This window comes from Streptomyces sp. ITFR-21 (assembly GCF_031844685.1).
Lineage (GTDB): Bacteria > Actinomycetota > Actinomycetes > Streptomycetales > Streptomycetaceae > Actinacidiphila.
On record NZ_CP134605.1, the window covers coordinates 375,910 to 394,266 of the forward strand.

At 75.1% G+C, this 18,357-nt stretch carries 17 protein-coding genes; 7 read left to right on the plus strand and 10 right to left on the minus strand.

The annotated features are described in order from the left end of the window. The first annotated feature begins 291 nt into the window (after positions 1–291). The 7 genes from RLT57_RS01635 (at position 292) to RLT57_RS01665 (ending at position 7,192) form a co-directional block, all read left to right on the plus strand. On the plus strand, positions 292–1,164 hold the full coding sequence (locus RLT57_RS01635) for an LLM class F420-dependent oxidoreductase (protein ID WP_311295558.1): 873 nt from the start codon (positions 292–294) through the stop codon (positions 1,162–1,164). A 320-nt stretch (positions 1,165–1,484) separates the two neighbouring features. After that, on the plus strand, positions 1,485–2,003 hold the full coding sequence (locus tag RLT57_RS01640) for a hypothetical protein (RefSeq protein WP_311295559.1): 519 nt from the start codon (positions 1,485–1,487) through the stop codon (positions 2,001–2,003). 377 nt (positions 2,004–2,380) lie between these two features. Next, on the plus strand, positions 2,381–2,809 hold the full coding sequence (locus RLT57_RS01645; protein ID WP_311295560.1) for a DUF1275 family protein: 429 nt from the start codon (positions 2,381–2,383) through the stop codon (positions 2,807–2,809). Between the two features lie 9 nt (positions 2,810–2,818). Next, positions 2,819–3,643, plus strand: coding sequence for an NAD-dependent epimerase/dehydratase family protein (locus tag RLT57_RS01650; protein WP_311295561.1), 825 nt, complete (start codon positions 2,819–2,821; stop codon positions 3,641–3,643). Next, positions 3,643–5,952, plus strand: coding sequence for an FUSC family protein (locus RLT57_RS01655; protein WP_311295562.1), 2,310 nt, complete (start codon positions 3,643–3,645; stop codon positions 5,950–5,952). Before RLT57_RS01650 ends, RLT57_RS01655 begins: the two co-directional genes overlap by 1 nt. A 125-nt stretch (positions 5,953–6,077) precedes the next feature. Further along, positions 6,078–6,281 (plus strand): cold-shock protein, encoded by a 204-nt coding sequence (locus RLT57_RS01660; protein ID WP_311295563.1) that lies wholly within the window; start codon positions 6,078–6,080, stop codon positions 6,279–6,281. A 245-nt stretch (positions 6,282–6,526) separates the two neighbouring features. Beyond that, positions 6,527–7,192, plus strand: a complete 666-nt coding sequence (locus RLT57_RS01665; RefSeq protein ID WP_311295564.1) for a hypothetical protein — start codon at positions 6,527–6,529, stop codon at positions 7,190–7,192. Between the two features lie 427 nt (positions 7,193–7,619). Here the strand turns inward: RLT57_RS01665 and RLT57_RS01670 are convergent, their stop codons facing one another. From RLT57_RS01670 to RLT57_RS01715, 10 genes are all read right to left on the minus strand, one after another. Next, positions 7,620–9,203, minus strand: a complete 1,584-nt coding sequence (locus tag RLT57_RS01670; RefSeq protein WP_311295565.1) for a hypothetical protein — start codon at positions 9,201–9,203, stop codon at positions 7,620–7,622. 479 nt (positions 9,204–9,682) lie between these two features. Next, entirely contained in the window at positions 9,683–9,874 is a 192-nt protein-coding gene (locus RLT57_RS01675; protein ID WP_311295566.1) for a hypothetical protein, read from the minus strand. A 797-nt stretch (positions 9,875–10,671) separates the two neighbouring features. After that, positions 10,672–10,848 (minus strand): hypothetical protein, encoded by a 177-nt coding sequence (locus tag RLT57_RS01680; RefSeq protein ID WP_311295567.1) that lies wholly within the window; start codon positions 10,846–10,848, stop codon positions 10,672–10,674. A gap of 411 nt (positions 10,849–11,259) precedes the next feature. Beyond that, positions 11,260–11,856: a DoxX family protein gene (locus tag RLT57_RS01685; RefSeq protein WP_311295568.1), complete on the minus strand. Its 597-nt coding sequence runs from the start codon at positions 11,854–11,856 to the stop codon at positions 11,260–11,262. A 54-nt stretch (positions 11,857–11,910) separates the two neighbouring features. Further along, a complete protein-coding gene (locus RLT57_RS01690) occupies positions 11,911–12,177 on the minus strand; it encodes a MoaD/ThiS family protein (RefSeq protein WP_311295569.1) in 267 nt (88 codons plus the stop codon). After that, a complete protein-coding gene (locus RLT57_RS01695; RefSeq protein ID WP_311295570.1) occupies positions 12,171–13,220 on the minus strand; it encodes a hypothetical protein in 1,050 nt (349 codons plus the stop codon). The genes RLT57_RS01690 and RLT57_RS01695 overlap by 7 nt, the downstream gene beginning before the upstream one ends. A gap of 7 nt (positions 13,221–13,227) precedes the next feature. After that, the gene (locus tag RLT57_RS01700; protein ID WP_311295571.1) at positions 13,228–14,886 is read right to left on the minus strand and encodes an AMP-binding protein; all 1,659 of its coding nucleotides are present in this window, start codon (positions 14,884–14,886) and stop codon (positions 13,228–13,230) included. Beyond that, positions 14,883–16,766 carry an acyl-CoA dehydrogenase gene (locus RLT57_RS01705; protein ID WP_311295572.1) on the minus strand — a complete coding sequence of 628 codons (1,884 nt, stop codon included), beginning with the start codon at positions 16,764–16,766 and terminating at the stop codon, positions 14,883–14,885. Before RLT57_RS01705 ends, RLT57_RS01700 begins: the two co-directional genes overlap by 4 nt. After that, positions 16,763–17,035, minus strand: coding sequence for an acyl carrier protein (locus tag RLT57_RS01710; protein WP_311295573.1), 273 nt, complete (start codon positions 17,033–17,035; stop codon positions 16,763–16,765). The genes RLT57_RS01705 and RLT57_RS01710 overlap by 4 nt, the downstream gene beginning before the upstream one ends. A gap of 282 nt (positions 17,036–17,317) precedes the next feature. Continuing rightward, complete coding sequence (locus RLT57_RS01715) at positions 17,318–18,307, minus strand: ABC transporter substrate-binding protein (RefSeq protein ID WP_311295574.1); 990 nt, start codon at positions 18,305–18,307, stop codon at positions 17,318–17,320. Between the last annotated feature and the right edge of the window lie 50 nt (positions 18,308–18,357).

The window sequence follows — 18,357 nt, forward strand, 5'->3', positions numbered from 1 at the left end:
CCTGGGCGGTCGGCCGGAGCAGCCGGAGCGGTTGAGGACGCAAAGGGAATGCGAGGGCTCAGGCCCCGTGGCCTGCGAGTGCCTCGCCGCCGAAGTGGAAGATCCGTGGCCTGGTGGCCGGTCGTTGAGTATGCCGGGTGGCCGGTCCCGCTGTACAGCGCGAGGGCGACAGATGACCAAAATTTGGCCAACCAGTATGACTAAGACGCCGTCCGGGTGATTCAGGTGGTTCAGGGGGCCATTCAGAGCAATGCCTGGAATAGGCGGCTTCCCGAGGGAAGTTGCCCGGACATGAACCATGAAACACAGCAGCGGTTCGGCCGGATCGGCATCTGGTCAAGCGCGCTGAGCAAGGACGACGCGGCGGTCAGCGGCGAGAACCGGGACGCCGCCGCGGAACTGGAAGAACTCGGCTACGGCACGATCTGGCTGGGCGGTTCGCCGCTGGTCGACCGGGCGGCGCCGATCCTCGAAGCCACCCGGCGGATCACCGTGGCCACCGGGATCACCAGCATCTGGCAGCAGTCGGCCGCCGAGGCCGCCGCCGGGATCGCCGCACTCGACGAGCGGCTCCGCGACCGGTTCGTGTTGGGGGTCGGCGCCAGCCACGAGTCGCTCAGCCCCGGATACGCCCGCCCGTACTCGGCCATGGTGTCGTACCTGGACGAGCTCGACCGGGCACCGGTGCCGGTGCCGGCCGGCCAGCGGGTGCTGGCGGCGCTCGGCCCCAGGATGCTGGAGCTGGCGGCGCGACGCGCGATCGGCGCGCATCCGTATCTGGTCACGGTGGAGCATGTCGCGCAGGCGCGGCAGGAACTGGGCCCGGACGCGTTCCTGGCCCCGGAGCTCGGTGTCGTGCTCGACCCGGACCCGGCCCGGGGCCGGCAGGTCGCGCGGCAGGCCATCGCCTATTACCTGCCGCTGCCCAACTACACCGAGAACTGGCTGCGACGCGGCTTCGTCGAGGCAGACCTCGCCGACGGCGGCAGCGACCACCTGCTCGACGAGCTGTACGCGGTGGGTGACGAGGACGCGATCCGCGCCCGGGTGGAGGACTTTTTCGCGGCGGGCGCCGACCATGTGGCCCTGCAGGTGCTCACCGCGGACGACGGCCTGCCGCATGCCGAGTGGCGGAAGCTGGCCAGCGCTCTCCAACTCACCTGACGACCCGGCGGACACCCCCGCCGTCCCGGTCCCCCGGCGCGCTCCGCCGGAGGACCGGGACGGCCCGACGCGTACGGGGCTCCGACGCGTACGGGGGGGGCGGGTCGGTACGGGGGTGGCGTACGGTGCCGGCCCGCGGATCCCGTGGTGGGCTCGGGTGCCGGCGCCGCGCGGTGCGCGGTGCGCGGCGCGCGGTGCGCGGCGCGCGGTGCGCGGTGCGCGGTGCGCAGACGCCCGGACAGGGCGCGGGCGCCGGAGGGGAGTGCGGGCGGCCGGGCCGGGTAGGCGCCGGGCCCGACCCTCGTGAAGGAGCCGTCCCCATGGCCGTAGAACTCTTCCAGGACCCGGACGCCCTCAAGCACCTGACCGCGTACGACCGCGACGACCGGCTGATCGGCGATGTCGCGCAGGTGTACGTGGACGACGCCAGCCGCCATCCGGACTGGGTGACGGTGGAGACGGACCCGTACGGCACCGAGCACACCTTCGTCCCCCTCGCGGGCGCCGTGTACGAGCCGGACGGGATCCTCCGGCTGGCGTACTCGCTGGAGACGGTCACGGCCGCGCCCCGGATCAACGCCGATCAGCACCTCGACCTCGACCAGGACCAGGAGCTGTACGCGCACTACGGGCTCACCCCGCCGCAGGGCGAGGCGTCCGGGGCCCCCGGCGTCGGCGACGACCGTCCGCAGGTCCCGCTGACCGGGGCGGAGAGCGAGGTCGCCGAGGTGGCCGAACTGTCCGACGGACCCCCCGCCGAGCGGCCGCACCTCCACAAGTTCGTCCCCGCCGGCAGCCACCAGGCACCCGAGCCGGTCGCCGAGGACAAGCACCGCTGACGGGTTCCGCCCGGACCCGGACCGCACAGCGCCGCACCGGCCGACCGGGCCGCGCAGGATCAGGGCCTGTCGGGTGGATCTCCGCGGCGTCGCGGGCCCCGGCCCGCACGCCTGCCGCGTTCCCGCCGGTCGGCGACACACCACGCCGCCCCCTCCCCGGCCTCGCGGCGTACGCACCGGCCCCCGCTCCGCCACCCGCGGAGATCCGCACGGCAGGCGGACGGCGGACCCGCCCGGTCCGCGCCGCGCTGGCCGGGTCCGTCATGCCGACGCCCCCGCGCCCGGCCCGGTCCCGACCCGGCCGCGGTCCGCCGTCCGCCTCCTGTGCTCGGCCCGGCGGCGGGCGGGCGGGTCCGGGCGGTGAGAGGTTGGCGGGTATGCAGAACCGGTCGTCCTCCGCCACCGCGACGCTGCTGCTGACGCTGGCCACGGGCGCTCTGGACGCCATCGGGTTCCTCGCGCTCGGTGGTGTGTTCTGCAGTGTCATGACGGCCGATCGGGGACCGATCGGGCTCGCCGCGGGCAGCGGAGCGGGCGGGCTGGCAGGCAGCGCGCTGGTGGCGGTCGGCGGGTTCGCGGCCGGGACGGCGCTCGGCAGCCGGATCGCGACCGCCACGGGAGGCGCGAGGCGGGTGCTGCTGGTGGAACCGGTGGTGCTGTGCGATGTCACGGCCGGCTGGGCGGCGCAGGGCGGCACGCCGGAGGGCGGCGGCCGGCTGGCGCTGCTGGCGGCGGCGGCACTGGCGATGGGGTGCCGGAGCGGCACCGTCCGGGCGGCCGGCCGGAGCGGGATGCCGACCACGTAGGGGTCGTCGATGACGGTCGCCGAGACCGGCTGGGACTACGCGGGGACGGTCGGCTGGATGCACCGGTACCGCGCCGAGCACGACGGCAGGGACACCCTGCGCCGGGCCTCGGTACGGGACACCGAGGTGCTGGACGGCGACACCTACGGGCCGCTCAAGGCCGCCTGCGAGGACGACGTGACGGCCCGCTACGGCACGCGGGCGACGATCGTACGGCCGGGAAAGGTCGCCGGGCCGTACGACCCGACGGACACCTTCACCTACTGGGTACGGCAGGCCGCCCGCGGCGGCCGGGTGGCACTGCCCGGCGACCCCGGGCAGCCGGTCCAGGTCGTCGACTCGCACGATCTGGCCCGGCTGGTGGTGCAGCTGCTCACCGACGACCGGCCGGGGGCGTTCCACGCGGTCGGGCCCGCGGAACCGGTCACCCTCGGCGGACTGATCGGGACCTGCGCCCAGGGCGCGGGCACCAAGGTCGAGCTGGTCCGGATCTCCGAGGAGGGGGTCCCGCCGATGTTCCCGCTGATACGCCCCGACGGGACGTCCCAGCAGCGCAGCGCGGCCCGCGCGCGGGCGGCGGGCATGCCCGCGACACCGCTGGCGGTGACCGCGGCCGAAGTGCTGGCCTGGGACCGCGCCCGCGGTCTGCCGCCCCTGACGAGCGGCTTCAACCCCGCAGGAGGAACTGGCGGCGCTCACCCGGCACGACGAGACCCGCTGCGGCACCCGGCGCGGCGCCCCGGGGTGCCGCGCGACGGGGGCGCCCGCCGAGCCGCCCCGGAGCCGTGCGATGCTGGGCGTGCTCCGATCCTGGCAGGGGACACGACAGCGTGATGAGGAAGACGCGGCGGACGCGTACCGGTATCCGGGACCGCTACGCGGCGTCCGATCCGGGTCTGCTGCGGCTGATGGCGGGCCTGCGGACGGTCGGCTCCATCGGGCTGGCGCTGCTGGTGCTCCGGCTGGCGCACAACGGGGTGACCGAGCTGGTGGCCGGCGCCATGGCCGCGATGGTCTCCACCTTCGCCGTCCGCGACAAACGGGTACGCGACCAGGCGGTCACGCTCGGCCTGTGCCTGCCGGCCGCGCTGGCGTCGGTGTCGCTGGGGGCGCTGCTGAACCCCCATGTCGTCATCGGTGACGTCTTCTTCGTGCTGCTGATCTTCGGCGCGGCCTACATCCGCCGCTTCGGCGACCGCGGCAGCGCGCTCGGGCTGATCGGCTTCCAGATCTACTTCATGGCGCTGTTCGTGCACGCCGGGGTCTCCGGCCTGCCCTCCCTCTACGTCACCGTCCTCATCGCCTTCGCCGCCAGCGCCGTCGTCCGCTTCGCACTCGTCACCGAGACCCCCGAGCGGACCCTGGGCCGGCTCCGGCGGGCGTTCCGGGCCCGGGTCGCGCAGCTGGCCGCCACCCAGCTGGAGGTGCTGCGGGCCGAGCCGGAGCGGCTGGCGGGCGCGGTGGCCGATCTGCGCCGGGACACCGCGCGGCTGCACGCGAGCGCGCTGATGATCCAGGCCGGACTGGACGACGGCACCCGGGACAGGGCGACGGCGGCGCTGCTCCAGCGGCGGATCGCGGACGCCGAGATCGCCGCCGAGCGGCTGGGCGTGCTGGTCCTGAGCGCGCGCAGCGCCGAGCGCGCCGACACCCTCACGCTGCACCTGCCGCAGGCGCCGCTGCCCGCGCCCGCCCACGGCGGCGGAGAGGAGAAGGAGGACGAGTCGCTGCGGCTGCTGCGCCGTGAGCTGGGGGCGCTGCACCTGCTGGTGGCGCGGCTGGGCGACGACGACCGGGGCGCGGGCCTCACGCAGGTGCGCAACCGGCTGCTCGGCTACCGCGACGAGGAGAACCTGCCGCGGGCCCCGCTCGCGGTCCAGGAGGCGTTCCGGGGTGTCGGCGAGGCGGCCCGCGCGGTGCTGGGGCTGCGGCTGGCGCTGGAGGGGCCCGGTGACGAGTCCGACGAGACGCCGGAGACGGTGCGCTCCCGCGAGGAGTTCGAGGCGGAGGACGTGGCGCTGGCCGGCGAGGCGGGGCCTGCCGCCCGGACCGGCTTCGACCGCCGTACCACCAGGGCCGCGGTGCAGGTCGCGGCGGGTTCGGCACTCGCGGTCGTGGGCGGCGAGTTCCTGTCCGCGCAGCGCTGGTACTGGGCGGTGCTGACCTGCTGGGTGGTCTTCCTCAACACCTCCTCGCGCGGCGAGATCCTGGTCAGGGGCTACCGCCGGCTGATCGGCACCATGGTCGGGGTGGTCGCCGGCGTGCTGCTGGCCGGGCTGGTCGGACGGCACACCTGGACGGCGTTCGCGCTGGTGCTGGTGCTGATCTTCGGGATGTTCTTCACCGCGCCGCTGTCGTACGCGCTGATGTCGTTCTTCGTCACCGCGATGCTGGGCCTGCTCTACACGCTGCTGCACACGTACAGCCTGTCGGTGCTGGTGCTGCGCATCGAGGAGACGGCGCTGGGAGCCGCCTGCGGCGCCATCGCGGCGCTGGTCGTCCTGCCGGTCCGTACCGACGAGCACACCGACGAGCAGCTGACCACCGCCCTGATCCGGTTGCGGGACGTGGCGACGGCGGCGGTGGCCCAGCTGAGCGGCGGCCCCGCGGCCGACCTGCTGGACATGGCGCGGGACCTGGACAGCGCGCTGGACGACCTGCGCCGCTCCACCGACCCGCTGACGTACCCGATCACTCCGCTGCGGGTGCGGCGGCGCACCGTGCGCTACCTGGTGGCGCTGCTGGAGACCTGTGCCTACCACGCCCGAGCGCTGGCCGCGACGGCCGAACTGGTGCCGTACAGCACGAGCGTGGCCGCCGATCCGCGGCTGGCGGCGGTGGGCCGGCGGATCGCGCACAACATCGACGTGCTGATCGCCCGGGTCGCCGACGGGGCACCGGCCGGCGGGGTCAGGACCGGCCCGAGCATCGCGTCCATGCTGGAAGGGCCGGGGCCGGGATCAGCGCCGGGATCGGGATCGGGATCGGGAGGACAGTCGCCGCCGCGTTCGGGCACCGTGACCTACCGGGTGCTGCGGCACCTCCAGCGCCTGGACGAGGGCGTCGCCGGTCTGGCGCGCCCGCTCGGGGCACCGGTCGAGGACGGGACCGGCGTGCCGGTCGCGGACGCCGCGAACGCCTGAGTCAGGCCCGGCCGCCGCCGCATGGCGGGCGTCCCGGTGGGGTACGTAGCCGGGGGGCAGTCCGTCGGCGGGTGCCCCGGGACCGCGGAACCGCGGCCCCTGACAGCGGACAAGAGGGACAGACAGTGGCCAGTGGCACGGTGAAGTGGTTCAACTCCGAAAAGGGTTACGGGTTCATCGCCCAGGAGGGCGGCCCCGACGTCTTCGCGCACTACTCCCAGATAGCCGGCACCGGTTACCGGGAGCTCCTGGAGGGCGAAGCCGTGACCTTCGACGTGGCCCAGGGCCAGAAGGGACCCCAGGCGGAGAACATCGTCCGGGCACAGTGACCCCTGCCCGCAGGACCGGCCCCGCCCCGCCCCGGCGGCGGGCCGCCGGCCGGCCGACCGCCTTCCGGTCGGCCGGCCGGCGTCTTCGCCGGGCTGTTCGGCGGCGACCCGCCGGCCACCGCCGCGGGACCGCCGACCGGCCCCCCCCCGTAGCGGAGTCGCCGACCGGCCGTCCGCGGGCGGCCGGTCGCGCCGCCCCTGAGCTGGAGGTCTCATCTGTCAGGGGCATGCGGTTGGATAGGGGCGTGACCGTTCATGACATTGCTCGGCAGCTGCCCGAGATCCCCGCCCTCCGCGACCACTGCCGGTCCCTGGCGACGCTGGAGGCGATCCTCAGCCCGGGGTGGGAGGACCGCTACCACTCCTTCGCCTCCGACTGGTCGCGGACCGAGGAGATGGCGTCGATGAGCAACGGCTCCGGCGACGAGTACTCGATCGTCTTCTCGCCCGCCGGGGCCTATGTGCGCGGCTTCGCCCACGAGTCGGCGATGAGCCCCTACGTGGCGGGCGAGCCGTGGCCGGGCGTGCTGGACGAGGTGCCGGAGGTGTTCCGGTCCTGTGTACGGGAACCGGCCTTCTCCGACGAGGACGGAACGCCCGTCGTGACCGCGTGCCTGTGGCGCGAGTCGGGGGACGACGCCTGGCGGGCCGGCGGTATCGAGTTCCCCGAGGTGACCGGCGGCGACCCGGACGGGTCCGGCTACCTGTTCCAACTGCTCGCGGACCGCTCGGCGGAGGCGTTCCAGCGGTTCGCCGAGGACTACTACGGGACGGCCGTCGACCTGGCGGCGGTCCGGCACGTCTTCGCGCTGCGTCCGCTGACCGACGGTGTGGTGGCCGCTCTGCGCCCCGGCGCGACCGTGGCCGATCTGGCCGAGGACCTGGCGCAGATCGGCTATCCGCGCGGCTGACCGGGGGTCGTGCGGGCGGATGGCCGGCGGTCGCACGTGCCGGGTGGGCGGCGGCGCGGGCGGCGCGGGCCCGGGGTGCTGCCGGCCGGGTGGGTGCCGGCACCCACCCGGCCCTGTCGTGGGGGTCCGGACCGAGCGGCCGGCGTGGAGCGCGGGGGCGTCCGGCGCCGGGCAGGGCGCCGCAGAGCGGGGCGACGCGGAGCCGGCGCCGTCCGAGCGGGTCCGGTCCGGGGTCGGCCTCGCCCGGCCGACACCGCGGGCGGCGTGCCGCGACCCCGGGCGGGGGTGCGCCCCCGGACAGGCCGCCGCTGGGCGGTGGAGCGGCGTGCCGCGCCCGGGGATCCGGCGGGCGCCCGGGGCCCGGAGAAAGCGCCGGTCACCGCGGATCCGGCCGTCGGGGCCGGACGGCGCGGCTTACGCGCCGCGGCTACAGCGCGAGCCCGGTCTCCACCGTGTAGGCGCACTCGGTGTAGAGGTAGCCGTCCTCCAGCAGGGCGGTGTCCTCGCCGGGCGAGTCGGCGGAGCCGCCGGTCGGCTTGTGCAGGAAGTAGGTGGTGCCGGGTGGGAGGTGGAGCGTCTTCCTCGGGTAGCTCCGCCCGGCCCGGCAGGCGTCGGCCGACGCCTGGGAACGGGTGGGGTACGTGGAGCAGGCGCCGCACGCCTTGAGGGTGAAGCGGCCGGTGACGGGGCCGGTGTAGAGGACCTCGACCTCGTCGGGGCTGTCGTTGCTGACCGTCACGGATATGCCGCCCCCGGAGGCGAGCGTCGGCAGCCGGCGGCCGGCCTCGGACTCGTGCCGGGCGATCTCCGCGGCGATGGCCGTCTTGTCGGCGAGCGGCCTGTTCCTGTCGTCCGGGTAGTCCTTGACAAAGCCGCTCATCGTGGTGAGCGCGCCGTCGAAGTCGCCGGCCAGGTACTGGTGCAGCCCGCAGGAGTACGTACCGGACCGCACATAGCCGCCGGCCCGTCGGGCGTCGGCGACCAGCGCGCCGCCCGCGTCCTTGGCGTCCAGGTCGGAGGCGCGGCGGCCGAGGGCGCGCAACCGGTCGGTGGCCGTGCAGGGGTCGGCGCCGTCGAGGTCCCGGGCGGCCTTGTCGATGGTGGATCTGACGGCGGGTTCGACCCGCGCGGCCTGCGGGGACCCGGGGAAGGTGGTCAGCAGGTCGGCGAGGTCGTCCGGTGGCGTCCCGGCCGCGCCGGCGTCCCGCGGATCGGCGAGGTCCTCGACACCGCACGCGTAGAGCGAGGTCGCCAGCCGGTCGTCGGGCCAGCCGGCGAGAAAGCCGAGCCCCTTCCCGCCGAGTGTCGCGGGGACCGTGCGCAGGTACTGCAGCGGGGCGACGGCGCCGCAGTAGTCCTTGCGGTCGTAGGGCGCGGCGACCGTGGCGTAGTACGTGTTCAGCCGGTCGGGGACGCGGCGGGCGGCCCGGGAGTCCGGGTGGCGGTCGCGCAGGTCGCGGTAGGCGGTGAGCGCGTCGCGGTAGTGGGGCTCGGCGTCCGCGAACGGCTCGGTCCCGGCCGCCTCGACCAGTCGGTCGGCCGCGGCGAGGCGGTCCAGCAGCATCTGCTGGGTGGCGTCGTCGCGGGCACCGTCGTACAGGGCCACCCCGCCCGCGGGCGCCGCGAGCAGCAGCAGGCCGAGGAGTACGGCGACAGGCGACCGCGGTGGCCACGACAGCGGGGTGCGCAGGCCGCGGGCGGCGCCGTGCAGGGCCGCGAGGACCAGGAACAGCAGGTAGGCGGCGACCGCGCGGCCGGGGACGCCGTCGGGGTCGGCGGGCAAGGCGGCCACCAGCAGGAGCGTGGTCGCCAGCCAGCACACGACGGTCGCCGCCGGGCGCCGGGTCAGGGCGTACCCCAGGCCGAGGCCGCTGAGGTTGAGCAGGCCGACGGCGACGGCCCGCGCCGCGTCCGGCGGCGGGGGCGGCGGCGCCGGGGGGAGGAGCGGGGGCGGGGGGAATCCTCCGGGTCCGCCGAATCCGCCGGTCCCGCCCTGCTGATCCCATGCCACCTGTTGTCCCCCTCAGGTCACTGGACACGGCACCCCTGTGCGCGGTGCTCGCTCTCTGTGGTCGGGAGCCTACCCGCCGGGTCCGACGGCCCCGGCGGTGGAGGGGGTCGCCGGAAGGTCCGGCCGCCGCGCCCGCGCCCGGCGGCCCCGCCGGCCGGCCCCGGACCGTGTCACCGTGGGCCGGGCCGAGCGGCCGGACCAGGCCCAGGCCCCGCCCGGCCGTACGTCCGCGTCCTGTGCGCGGCGGCGGGCTCGCGGCCTCGGCGCCGGGCACTGTCGCGGACGTGATGGTCGAGGTCGGTCCACCAGCCGGAAAGGTGCCGGGCGGGCCCGGACCGGGACTGCTGCCCGGCCACCAGACGGGTGAGCGGGTCGAGTTCGCCGCCCATCGCGAAGCCGTACACGAGCCGTTTGAGGACACGCTGCTGCTCGGCGCCGTCGAGCGCGGCCCGGCTGTGCCGGTGGAAGACGGCACGCCACTAGCTCTCGGGGCTGGGGGAGAATCCGGTCGCGTGGCGCCGGTCCCCGCGGTAGGCGCGGGCGAAGCCGGCCAGCCGCCGCAGCGCCGGGTCGGTGTGGCACAGCCGGTGGGCCCGCAGCAACCAGCCCGCCTGCACCTGCCACGGTGTCCAGCCGATGACCGCCGGCCCGGCCGAGGCCGTTCGCGCCATGTCCGCCCGCCGGATGAGCGCCGCCCGTCCATCCTTCGCGGACTCACTCCAGCCTGGACGGATTCCGCAGCGGCGACGAGACCGTTACCGGACACATCGGGCAGACCGAACGGGGTCCAGGGTGCCGACCCGGGGTCTGTCGCCGGGACGTCCGCGCGGTGGCGGAGCGGGGTCCGGCGCGTGCGGGTGCGGGGCGGAGGAAGGAGCCGACCCCGGTGTGCCGTCGAGCGGCGGGAACGCGGCGCAGGCGCGTACCGGGGCCCGCGGCGCCGCGGAAATCCCGCCGACAGGACTTGGCAGAGGGAGAACCGGACCGCAATGGCCGTTGCACGGCAAAAGGGCACGGTGGAACGGCGCGACCGGGCGGCGGGCCGCGCCCCTGCGAAGGTACCCGCACGGTGTCTCGGCCGCCCGCAAGGGCGGTCACGGGCACCGCGCCGCCGCGGGTCCACGGCACGGCCCCCGGGCGGGGGTCCGCCCCCGACACGCACCGCACCGCATCCGAACCCGCCGACGAGGCGGTTCGGGAGACAGCCGCCCACCTCGCCCAAGGGGGCAACGACCCATGACCGTCCAGCCGCGCGGACCCGAACACGGGGCCGCCTCGTACGAGTGCTGCCCGCCGTCGGCCTGCTCATCAGCGGAGTGCTCGGCGTCGGCGTCCTGAACGCGGCGGCTGCCAGCGCCGACGCCGGCGCGCACACCCTGGCGGACTACACGACCGAGTCCCTGGCTCCCCACCTGTCCAGTGCTGCCGGCTCCATCACCTTCACCAACACCGGCATCACCATCTCCTGTTACCTGACCGGTGACACCGTCTCCGGCCCGTACGGGTCGGAGAACGTCTGGGACCTGGTGTCGGGAGGCTCCGGCTCCGGTGTGGAGACCGGCACCTTCGTACCGGACGCGCTGGTCCACACCGGCTCCCACTCCCCCGCCGTACCGCACTGCTCGACAGCGCTCGGACAGGTCATCGGTGACAACCCGGCCAACGTATACAACGGACCGGGCCCCGGCTACGCCTACCTGGGCGCCCTGAGCCTGGGCACGAAAGTGGAGATCAGGTGCTACAGCACGGGCATGACGGTGAACGGGCCGTACGGACCGGAGAATCTGGGACCTGCTCACCGTCAGCTACCTCGGTGCGGCCTGGGTACCGGACGCACTGATCTACACCGGTCCAACTCGGCGGTCGTGCCGCACCGGTACAAGGTCCTGTCGGCCCGTCGGCCCGCCGGGCGACGGGCGCCGCTGACTTGGCAGCCCTTTCGCGCCCGCCGGCGCACCGCCGGGGGCCCCTCTTGGAGGGGCCCCCGGCACTCGCGGGACCGCGTCCGGCAGACACCCTTCGCCGGGGTCGGCGAGCCGATCCCGCGGCCGGCGCCTCAGCCGAGCGGGAGACGGTCCCGCACGGTGGCGGCGGCGGTGTGCAGGCCGTCGGAGACGTCGGCGGCGGCCGAGTGCAGGCCGCCGGTGACGCCGGCCGCGGTGGCGTGCAGGCCGTCGACCGCGGCGTGCACGTGTTCTGCCGTGGTGTCGGTCGCGTGGCGGGTGCCGCGCCGCGCGCGGTAAACCAGTGAGGGCTTGCCGTGGGTGTCGGCGGCGGCGAGCAGCAGGCCGCCCAGCACGGACAGGTTCCTGAGGAAGTGGACGCGCTGCCGGGCGCGTTCCCCGGGGTCCTCGATTGTCCAGTAGGGATGGCCGGCGAGCGTGGTCGGCACCAGGGTGGCGGCCAGCGTGAGCGAGGCGGCCCGCGGGAACCGGCCGAGGGCGAGCAGCGTTCCGGCGCCGAGCTGGACGGCGCTGTTGATCCGGACCAGCTGCCGCGGGTCCCGGGGCAGCGCCTTGATCCGCTCGGCGAGGGGCAGCGCGACCGGCTCCGCGGCGGGCGCGACGGCGTCGGGGTGGCGCAGCGTCGTGTAGCCGCCGCTGATGAACACCGACGCGAGCAGGGGGCGGGCGAGTCTTCTGAGAACGGCCATGCCGTCCGCGTGCCCCTGTCCGGGCCGCGCACACGCGCCGGCTCCGGGCGTCCGTCAGCCGCCGGAGATGGAGGTGAGGATCTCCAGCCGGTCGTCGGGGCCCACCGGGGTGTCGAGTTCGGCCGGGCCGAGGAGGGTGTCGCGCAGGATGAGGCGGTGCGAGGCGCGCAGGCCGCCGTCGGGGGTCAGCAGCAGCGGCGCCAGGACGGGGTGCTGGTCGGTGAGGGCGGTGAGGGCCTCGCGGACGGTGCCGGCCGGGTACTGGAGCCGGCGCTGGTAGTGCACGTAGCGCAGCAGAGAGCCGGCGCAGACGATCACCATCGCGGTCCTCCCGGTGTGACGGTCTCCAGGTTCTCCGGACTCCGCACGTCCCGCCGTCCTTCCGGGTTCTGCGCGGCCCGCGCCGTACGGGGGGCCCGCGGCGTCCCCGCGCCCCGCAGCGTCTCCACGGCGAGGGCGTGCGGCTCGCCGCGGGCGGAGGTGACGCGGTGCACGAAGGCGGGGCCGTCCGCGTCCCGGTACGCGGTGGTGGTGACGCGGGCGGTCTCCAGCAGGCCGAGCGGCTGGTGGAGGTCGAAGGCCAGCTCGCGGTGGCCGAGCGCGAGGGTGCCGAGCAGCTGCGGGTCGGTGGCCTCCGCGGCGAGCAGCAGCGCCTCGCGGGATTCGGCGAGCAGGTCGGGGACGGGGACGAAGGTCCACTGGTCACCCGGTTCGCACAGGTGCCGGTGGGCGGTGACGGTCCGGTGGTGGTCGGGCGCGAGGCGCTCGGCGGCGGCTTCCAGCCGGGCGACGCGGTCGGCGACCGTGGAGTGGCGGCGGTCGGCGCCCCGCTCGTCGGGGCCGAGCAGCGCGAGCAGTTCCGCCGGAAGGGGGCCGAGCGCCGCGCCGACCAGGGTGCCGGGGGCGAAGCGGGAGACGGTCGCGGTCAGCCGCACCCGCGCGAAGACCCCGCCGTCCCCGTCCCCGTCCCCAACGCCGACGCCGCGCCCGGCACCGTCCCCGCCCCGGCCGGACCCGGCGCGGCCGGACCCGGCGCGGTCGGACCCGGCGCGGCCGGACCCGGCGCGGAAGACCGTGTCACAGGTGACCGTGACATCGCGGGGGCGGCGGAAGACGACGGCCGTCTCGCGGGTGAAGGAGGTGGCGGCCAGGAAGGTGTGCGGGCGCGGGAAGTCGATCTCGGCGGTGGCCAGGGGGAAGCCGACGCCGTGCCGGCCCATCAGTTCCGGGACGGGCCGCAGATGCTCCTCCAGCCAGGCCGTCCAGCCGTCGACCGCCTGGGACAGCAGGGTACGGGGGTGGATCTCCACCTCGCCGAACTGCGTCGGGTTGCTTCTGACCCGCTCGGTCACGGTGCGGACCACGGCCGGCTCACCGCTCCCAGGCCGGGGCCGGGCCGGTGAGCAGCCGGCTGCGGGCGGCGCCGCGGCGCCATTTGCCGCTGGTGGTCCTGGGCAGCCAGTGCGGCGGCACGATCCTGACCCGTACGGCGGCCAGGCCCAGGTGCAGCGAGACACGGCCGGCGATCTCCCGGGCGAGCCGGTCGTGTTCCGCGGGGTCGGCGGCCTCGGACTCGGCGACGAGCATCAGGTGTTCGTCGGGTTCCATGGGGTTCACGGCGAAGGCCACGCACCGCTCGCGGTGGACGCCGGGCACGCCGCGGGCGGCGGCCTCGGCGTCCTCGGGGAAGTAGTTGACGCCCCGGACGATGATCATCTCCTTGGAACGGCCGGCGATGAAGAGGTGGCCGTCCAGGAGGAAGCCCAGGTCTCCGGTGCGCAGCCAGGGTCCGTCGAAGGAGGCGGCGGTCGCCGCCTCGTCGTGCAGGTAGGCGGTGGTCAGCGAGCGGCCCCGGAGCTGGATCTCGCCGAGGGTGCCCTCGGGACAGGGCTTGCCGCCGGCGCCGACGACCCGGGTCCGTACGCTGTCGACCGGGCGGCCCGCCGACACCAGCGCCTTGGCGGCCGGGTCGTCCGCCGGTACGCGGACGACCCGGCCGGCCGCGAGCAGGTCCCGGTGGACGTACTCGACGACCGGCGGTGTGCCGGGTACGGACAGGGCCGCGACCAGGGTCGCCTCGGCCAGGCCGTAGCCGGGGCACAGGACGTCGGGCGGGGCGCCGGCCGCCTCGACGGCGCGGGCGAAGCGTTCCAGCGTCTCGGGCAGCACCGGTTCGGCGCCGTTGAGGCACAGCCGCAGCCGGGACAGGTCCAGGCCGCGGACCCAGTCCATGTCGGCGGCCTCGGCCATCCGCTGGTAGCAGAAGTCCGGGCCGGCCAGGCAGGTGCCGCCGCTGTCGGCGACGTACTCCAGGAAGGCCCGCGGGCGGCGGATCAGGGTGAGTGGGCTGAGGATGTGCAGGTCGCCGCCGTGGAAGAGCTGGACGAGATCGGTGACCAGCCCGAAGTCGTGGTAGTGCGGCAGCCAGTTGACCCAGACGTCGGCCCTGGTGACCCGGCAGGCGCGGGCGAGTGCCTCCACCCCGTGCACGGCGGCGGTGTGGGTGAGGGTGACCCCGCGGGGCGCGCTGGTGCTGCCGGAGGTGAACTGGACGATGGCCAGCGCCCGCGGGTCGCAGGCGCCGGTACGGGGGACGGTCCCGGTCTCGTCCATCGGTATCAGCCGCAGGTCGGGGCGCAGCAGCCGCAGGTGCTCGGCGCAGGCGGCCAGTTGGGGGCCGACGACCAGGTGGCGCATCCTAATGGTGTCGACCAGCGGGGCGAGCCGTTCGGCCTGGGCCCGCTGGCTGCCGAGCCCGGTCAGCGCGGGCATGGCGGTGACGGCGGCGCCGTGCCGCAGCACCCCGAAGAACGCGGCGAAGAACGCGGGGCCCGGCTCGGCGAGCAGGCCCACCACTTCGTCCCGGCCGACCTCCCGGGTGTGCAGGACGTCGGCGAACAGGGCGGAGTCGTGGGCGAGTCCGGCGACGGTGCGGCTCTGCCCGGTCTCGGGGAAGACCAGCCGTCTGCCGCCGTGCCGCCGGGCCGCCTCGTCCAGCGCCGCCGGAAGGGTGTCGGGCGCGGCGCTCACCGGGCACCCTCGCCTAAGGGAGCGGCGGCGGCCGCGGCGGCGAGCCACTCCTCGTACGCCTCCAGGTAGTCGTCCGAGGCGAGCGGGCTGCGCAGGACGGCGTCGGGGATCGCGAAGGCGCGGGTGAGCAGCGGGAGCTGGGCGGCGAGGTCGCTGTGCAGCCTGCCGCGGCGGGCCTCCAGGTCGGCGGCTTCCTCGGGGCCGAGCAGCCCGTGGCCGGCGAACCAGCTGAAGTCCTCCTCGACGCAGCGCAGGGTGTAGACCTCGGCGAGATCCTCCAGCAGGGCGCCGACGGCCGGTGCGACGGCCCGCTCGGCGGCGGCGAACAGCGCCGCGGCGGCCGACCGCCGGCCGCAGGTCTCGGCGAGCTGCCGGACCTGTTCCACCTGGCTGTTCCAGGTGCCGAACACCGAGTCGCGGGCGCGTTCCCCGGCCCGCAAACCCTGCAGGACGTCCTGCCGCAGCCCGGCCGCCCGCTGCCCGAGCAGCCACAGCCACCAGCGGCCGGTGTCGGCCGGCGGCGAACCGGCGGCGCCGGGGCCGTCCGGGCCGGTGCGGGGGTCCGTCCCGGCGGGTACGGCGTGCGGCTCGTCCAGCAGCTGCCGGCCGGCCTTGATCATGATGACCTCGTTGTCGCCCTCGGCGGTGACCACGCCGTGGTTGACGACCAGGTAGTCCATGATCCGGTTCATCGAGAACAGCCCCTGGGCGCCGCAGCGTTCGCGGCACACCTCCAGCACCCACCGGGTGTTCCAGGAGGTCAGCGCCTTGCAGATGGCGATCTGCCGGACGGTGGCCTCGTCCAGCGGCTCGCCGTTCTCCCGCTGCCGGGCCAGCGTGTTCGCGGTGTCGTTGAAGAGGAACGACAGGGCGTACGTGGCGGCCAGGCACTCGGTGAGCGCCGTGTGGTGGGTGCGGTAGTCGGCGAGGACGACCTGGCCGCGGCCGGGTGCGAAGGTGCGGCGCTGTCCCGCGTACCGGACGGCGATGGCCAGGCCCGCCCGGGACATCGCCAGCGAACCGGCGGTGAGGCAGATCTTGCTGCCCTCGATGTTCTCGATGGAGCCGAGGAAGCGGGCGATCTTGTCCCGGAGCAGGCCGCCGAGGGTGCCGGTGGCGGCCAGTTCTCCGTGTTCGTCGGCGAGCAGGGCGTCCAGGCCGACCCGTACCCGGTCGAAGGAGGTGACCGCGTTGTCCAGGGCGAGCACCGGCTTGCCCGGCAGCGGCACGATCCGCACCCCGGGGGCGGCCCGCGTTCCGTCGGTCAGCCGGACCAGGAAGGGCAGGACGCCGCACTCGCGGTCGTCGACGAAGGTCCTGGCGAGGACGACGGCGAGCTTGGGGACGCCGTTCAGGCTGGTGTTCGGCATGAACTTGCGCGCCCGGGGGCGGGGGGTGTGCAGGACGAACTCGCGGGCCGCCGGGTCGTAGCGGGCCTCGGTCTCCAGGGCGACGAGGTTGTTGCCGTAGCCGAGTTCGCTGGCCATGAAGACGCCTACGGCGCGCAGTTCCTCCAGTTCCGTGGCGAGCGGTCCGAGGTCGGGGCGGCGGGCGGCGTGCCGCAGCAGGCCGGCCAGGACCAGGTTGTAGTGCGAGGCCATCACCGCGAACAGGGTGCCGTCGGTGATCGCCGCCCATTCGTGCAGCGCGGTCAGCCGGTGGACGTCGGCGAGCAGGTCGCGGGCCGGGTGAACGTAGCGGTTCAGCTCGGCGAGCCGGGCGTAGGCGCGCGCGGTGACGGCGGCCGGCGGGCCGGGTTCGCCGCCGGTGTCGTCGAAGTGCGGGCCGGCGAAGTGGCCGGCCAGTTCGGCGCGCATGTTTTGCCGGCCGTCGGCCAGCAGGGCGGTCAGTTCGGCGAGGGTCTCCTCCGTGCCGGTCACCGGCCGGTTTCCCGGTACCCGGCCGGGTGCGCGTGAACGTAGTCGAGTACGTCGCGCGGGGTGGCGATGCGGTCCAGGTCGGGATCGGGGATCGGGACGCGCAGTCGGTTCTGGAGGGCCTCGGCGAACTGGACCATCGCCAGCGAGTCGAAGCCGAGTTCGCGGAAGGAGGAGTCGAGCAGGTCGTCGCCGGCCGCCGGAAGGCTCCGGGTGTGCGGCAGGCATTCCCGCATCAGTTGTGCGAGCGCGCCGACGGACAGGTTCTCCACAGCATCACACCCCTTGCGGCCGGACCCTAGGGGAACCTGGTGCCGCTGATGACCTGCCGCACCTTCTTTTGTAGATGAGCCCGTCGGCCCTGTCCATGGTCATCAGGCCCGGGGCGGCGAGCTGCCGGTAACCCGGCACCGGATTGTGCCGGAGGCAAGTGCCGACGGGATGCCGCCGTGGACGCCCGCCCGCTCCCGCTGTCGGCGGGGCGGGCGGCGGTCCTCGGCGGTCGGACCGGATCGTGCGGGCGGGACCGGGCGTACGGGACCGGGCGTACGGGCTCAGAAGGCGGCGGCCGGGTTCACCTGGGAGGTGGTGACGCCGGTGCCGGTGACACCCCACTTGGCGAAGATCCTGGCGTAGTCGCCGGAGGCGATCAGCTTGTTGACGGCGTCGGCGAGCGCCTTCGCGATCGGGGAGCCCTTCGCGGTGGCGAAGCCGACGGTGGTGGAGCTGATCTGGCCGAGGAACTTCGTGCCGGCGATGTGCGCCGCGTCGTACTTCAGGCCCAGCGTCGGGCCGAAGTAGACGTCCACCTTTCCGTTGCCCAGGCCGAGGATGATGGGGGCGGTGTCGTTGAAGTACTGCACGGTGTAGGGCTTCCTGCCGGCCGCCGGGCACTGCTTGGCGGCATCGGTGAGGATCTGCTGGAAGGTCGTCCCCGGGGTGGTGGCGACGGTCAGCCCGCACAGGTCGGTGAGCTTGGTGACGGAGTCCAGCGGGAGGTCCTTCGCGCCGAGGAAGGACTGGCCGTCGACGAGGTAGCTGGCGAAGTCCACCACCTTCAGCCGGGCCGCGGTGACGCCGAAGTTGGCCTGACCCACGTCGTACTTGCCGTTCTGCACCCCGGGGATGATGCTGGCGAAGGTCCCGTACTCCTGCTTCCACGTCACGCCCAGCACCTTGGCGACGGCCTCGCGCAGGTCGACGTCCAGGCCGACGGTCGTGCCGTCGGCGGTCTGGCCGGCGTGCGGCAGGCCCGAGGTGCCGGGCGAGCGGACGACGCCCGCGGTGATGGTGCCGCGGTCCCGGATCGCCGCGGGCAGCTCCGCCTTGAGCGCCGGGTCGGCCGCGATCGAGGAGACCACGTCCTGGGTCGGGATGGCGGTGGAGGTCGCGGCGGGCGTACCGCCGGCGGCGGTCGTCTCCTTGCCGCCGTCGGACGACGAGCCCGAACCGCCGCAGGCGGCGGCCAGCAGCAGGCAGGTGAGGGCGGCCGCCACGGCGGCCAGGCGCGGGAGACGGCGGGCGGGACGTCCTGGAGTGCTCACGGGCAGCCTTTCGGATGGGGTGAGGTGGCGGGACGGCGTACGGGAACGGG

Bases quoted from the DNA above. Each gene is read 5' to 3' on its own strand.
- RLT57_RS01635 (WP_311295558.1), top strand. From the start codon at position 292: ATGAACCATGAAACACAGCAGCGGTTCGGCCGGATCGGCATCTGGTCA.
- RLT57_RS01640 (WP_311295559.1), top strand. From the start codon at position 1,485: ATGGCCGTAGAACTCTTCCAGGACCCGGACGCCCTCAAGCACCTGACC.
- RLT57_RS01645 (WP_311295560.1), top strand. From the start codon at position 2,381: ATGCAGAACCGGTCGTCCTCCGCCACCGCGACGCTGCTGCTGACGCTG.
- RLT57_RS01650 (WP_311295561.1), top strand. From the start codon at position 2,819: ATGACGGTCGCCGAGACCGGCTGGGACTACGCGGGGACGGTCGGCTGG.
- RLT57_RS01655 (WP_311295562.1), top strand. From the start codon at position 3,643: ATGAGGAAGACGCGGCGGACGCGTACCGGTATCCGGGACCGCTACGCG.
- RLT57_RS01675 (WP_311295566.1), bottom strand. From the start codon at position 9,874: ATGGCGCGAACGGCCTCGGCCGGGCCGGCGGTCATCGGCTGGACACCG.
- RLT57_RS01680 (WP_311295567.1), bottom strand. From the start codon at position 10,848: ATGACCTGTCCGAGCGCTGTCGAGCAGTGCGGTACGGCGGGGGAGTGG.
- RLT57_RS01685 (WP_311295568.1), bottom strand. From the start codon at position 11,856: ATGGCCGTTCTCAGAAGACTCGCCCGCCCCCTGCTCGCGTCGGTGTTC.
- RLT57_RS01690 (WP_311295569.1), bottom strand. From the start codon at position 12,177: ATGGTGATCGTCTGCGCCGGCTCTCTGCTGCGCTACGTGCACTACCAG.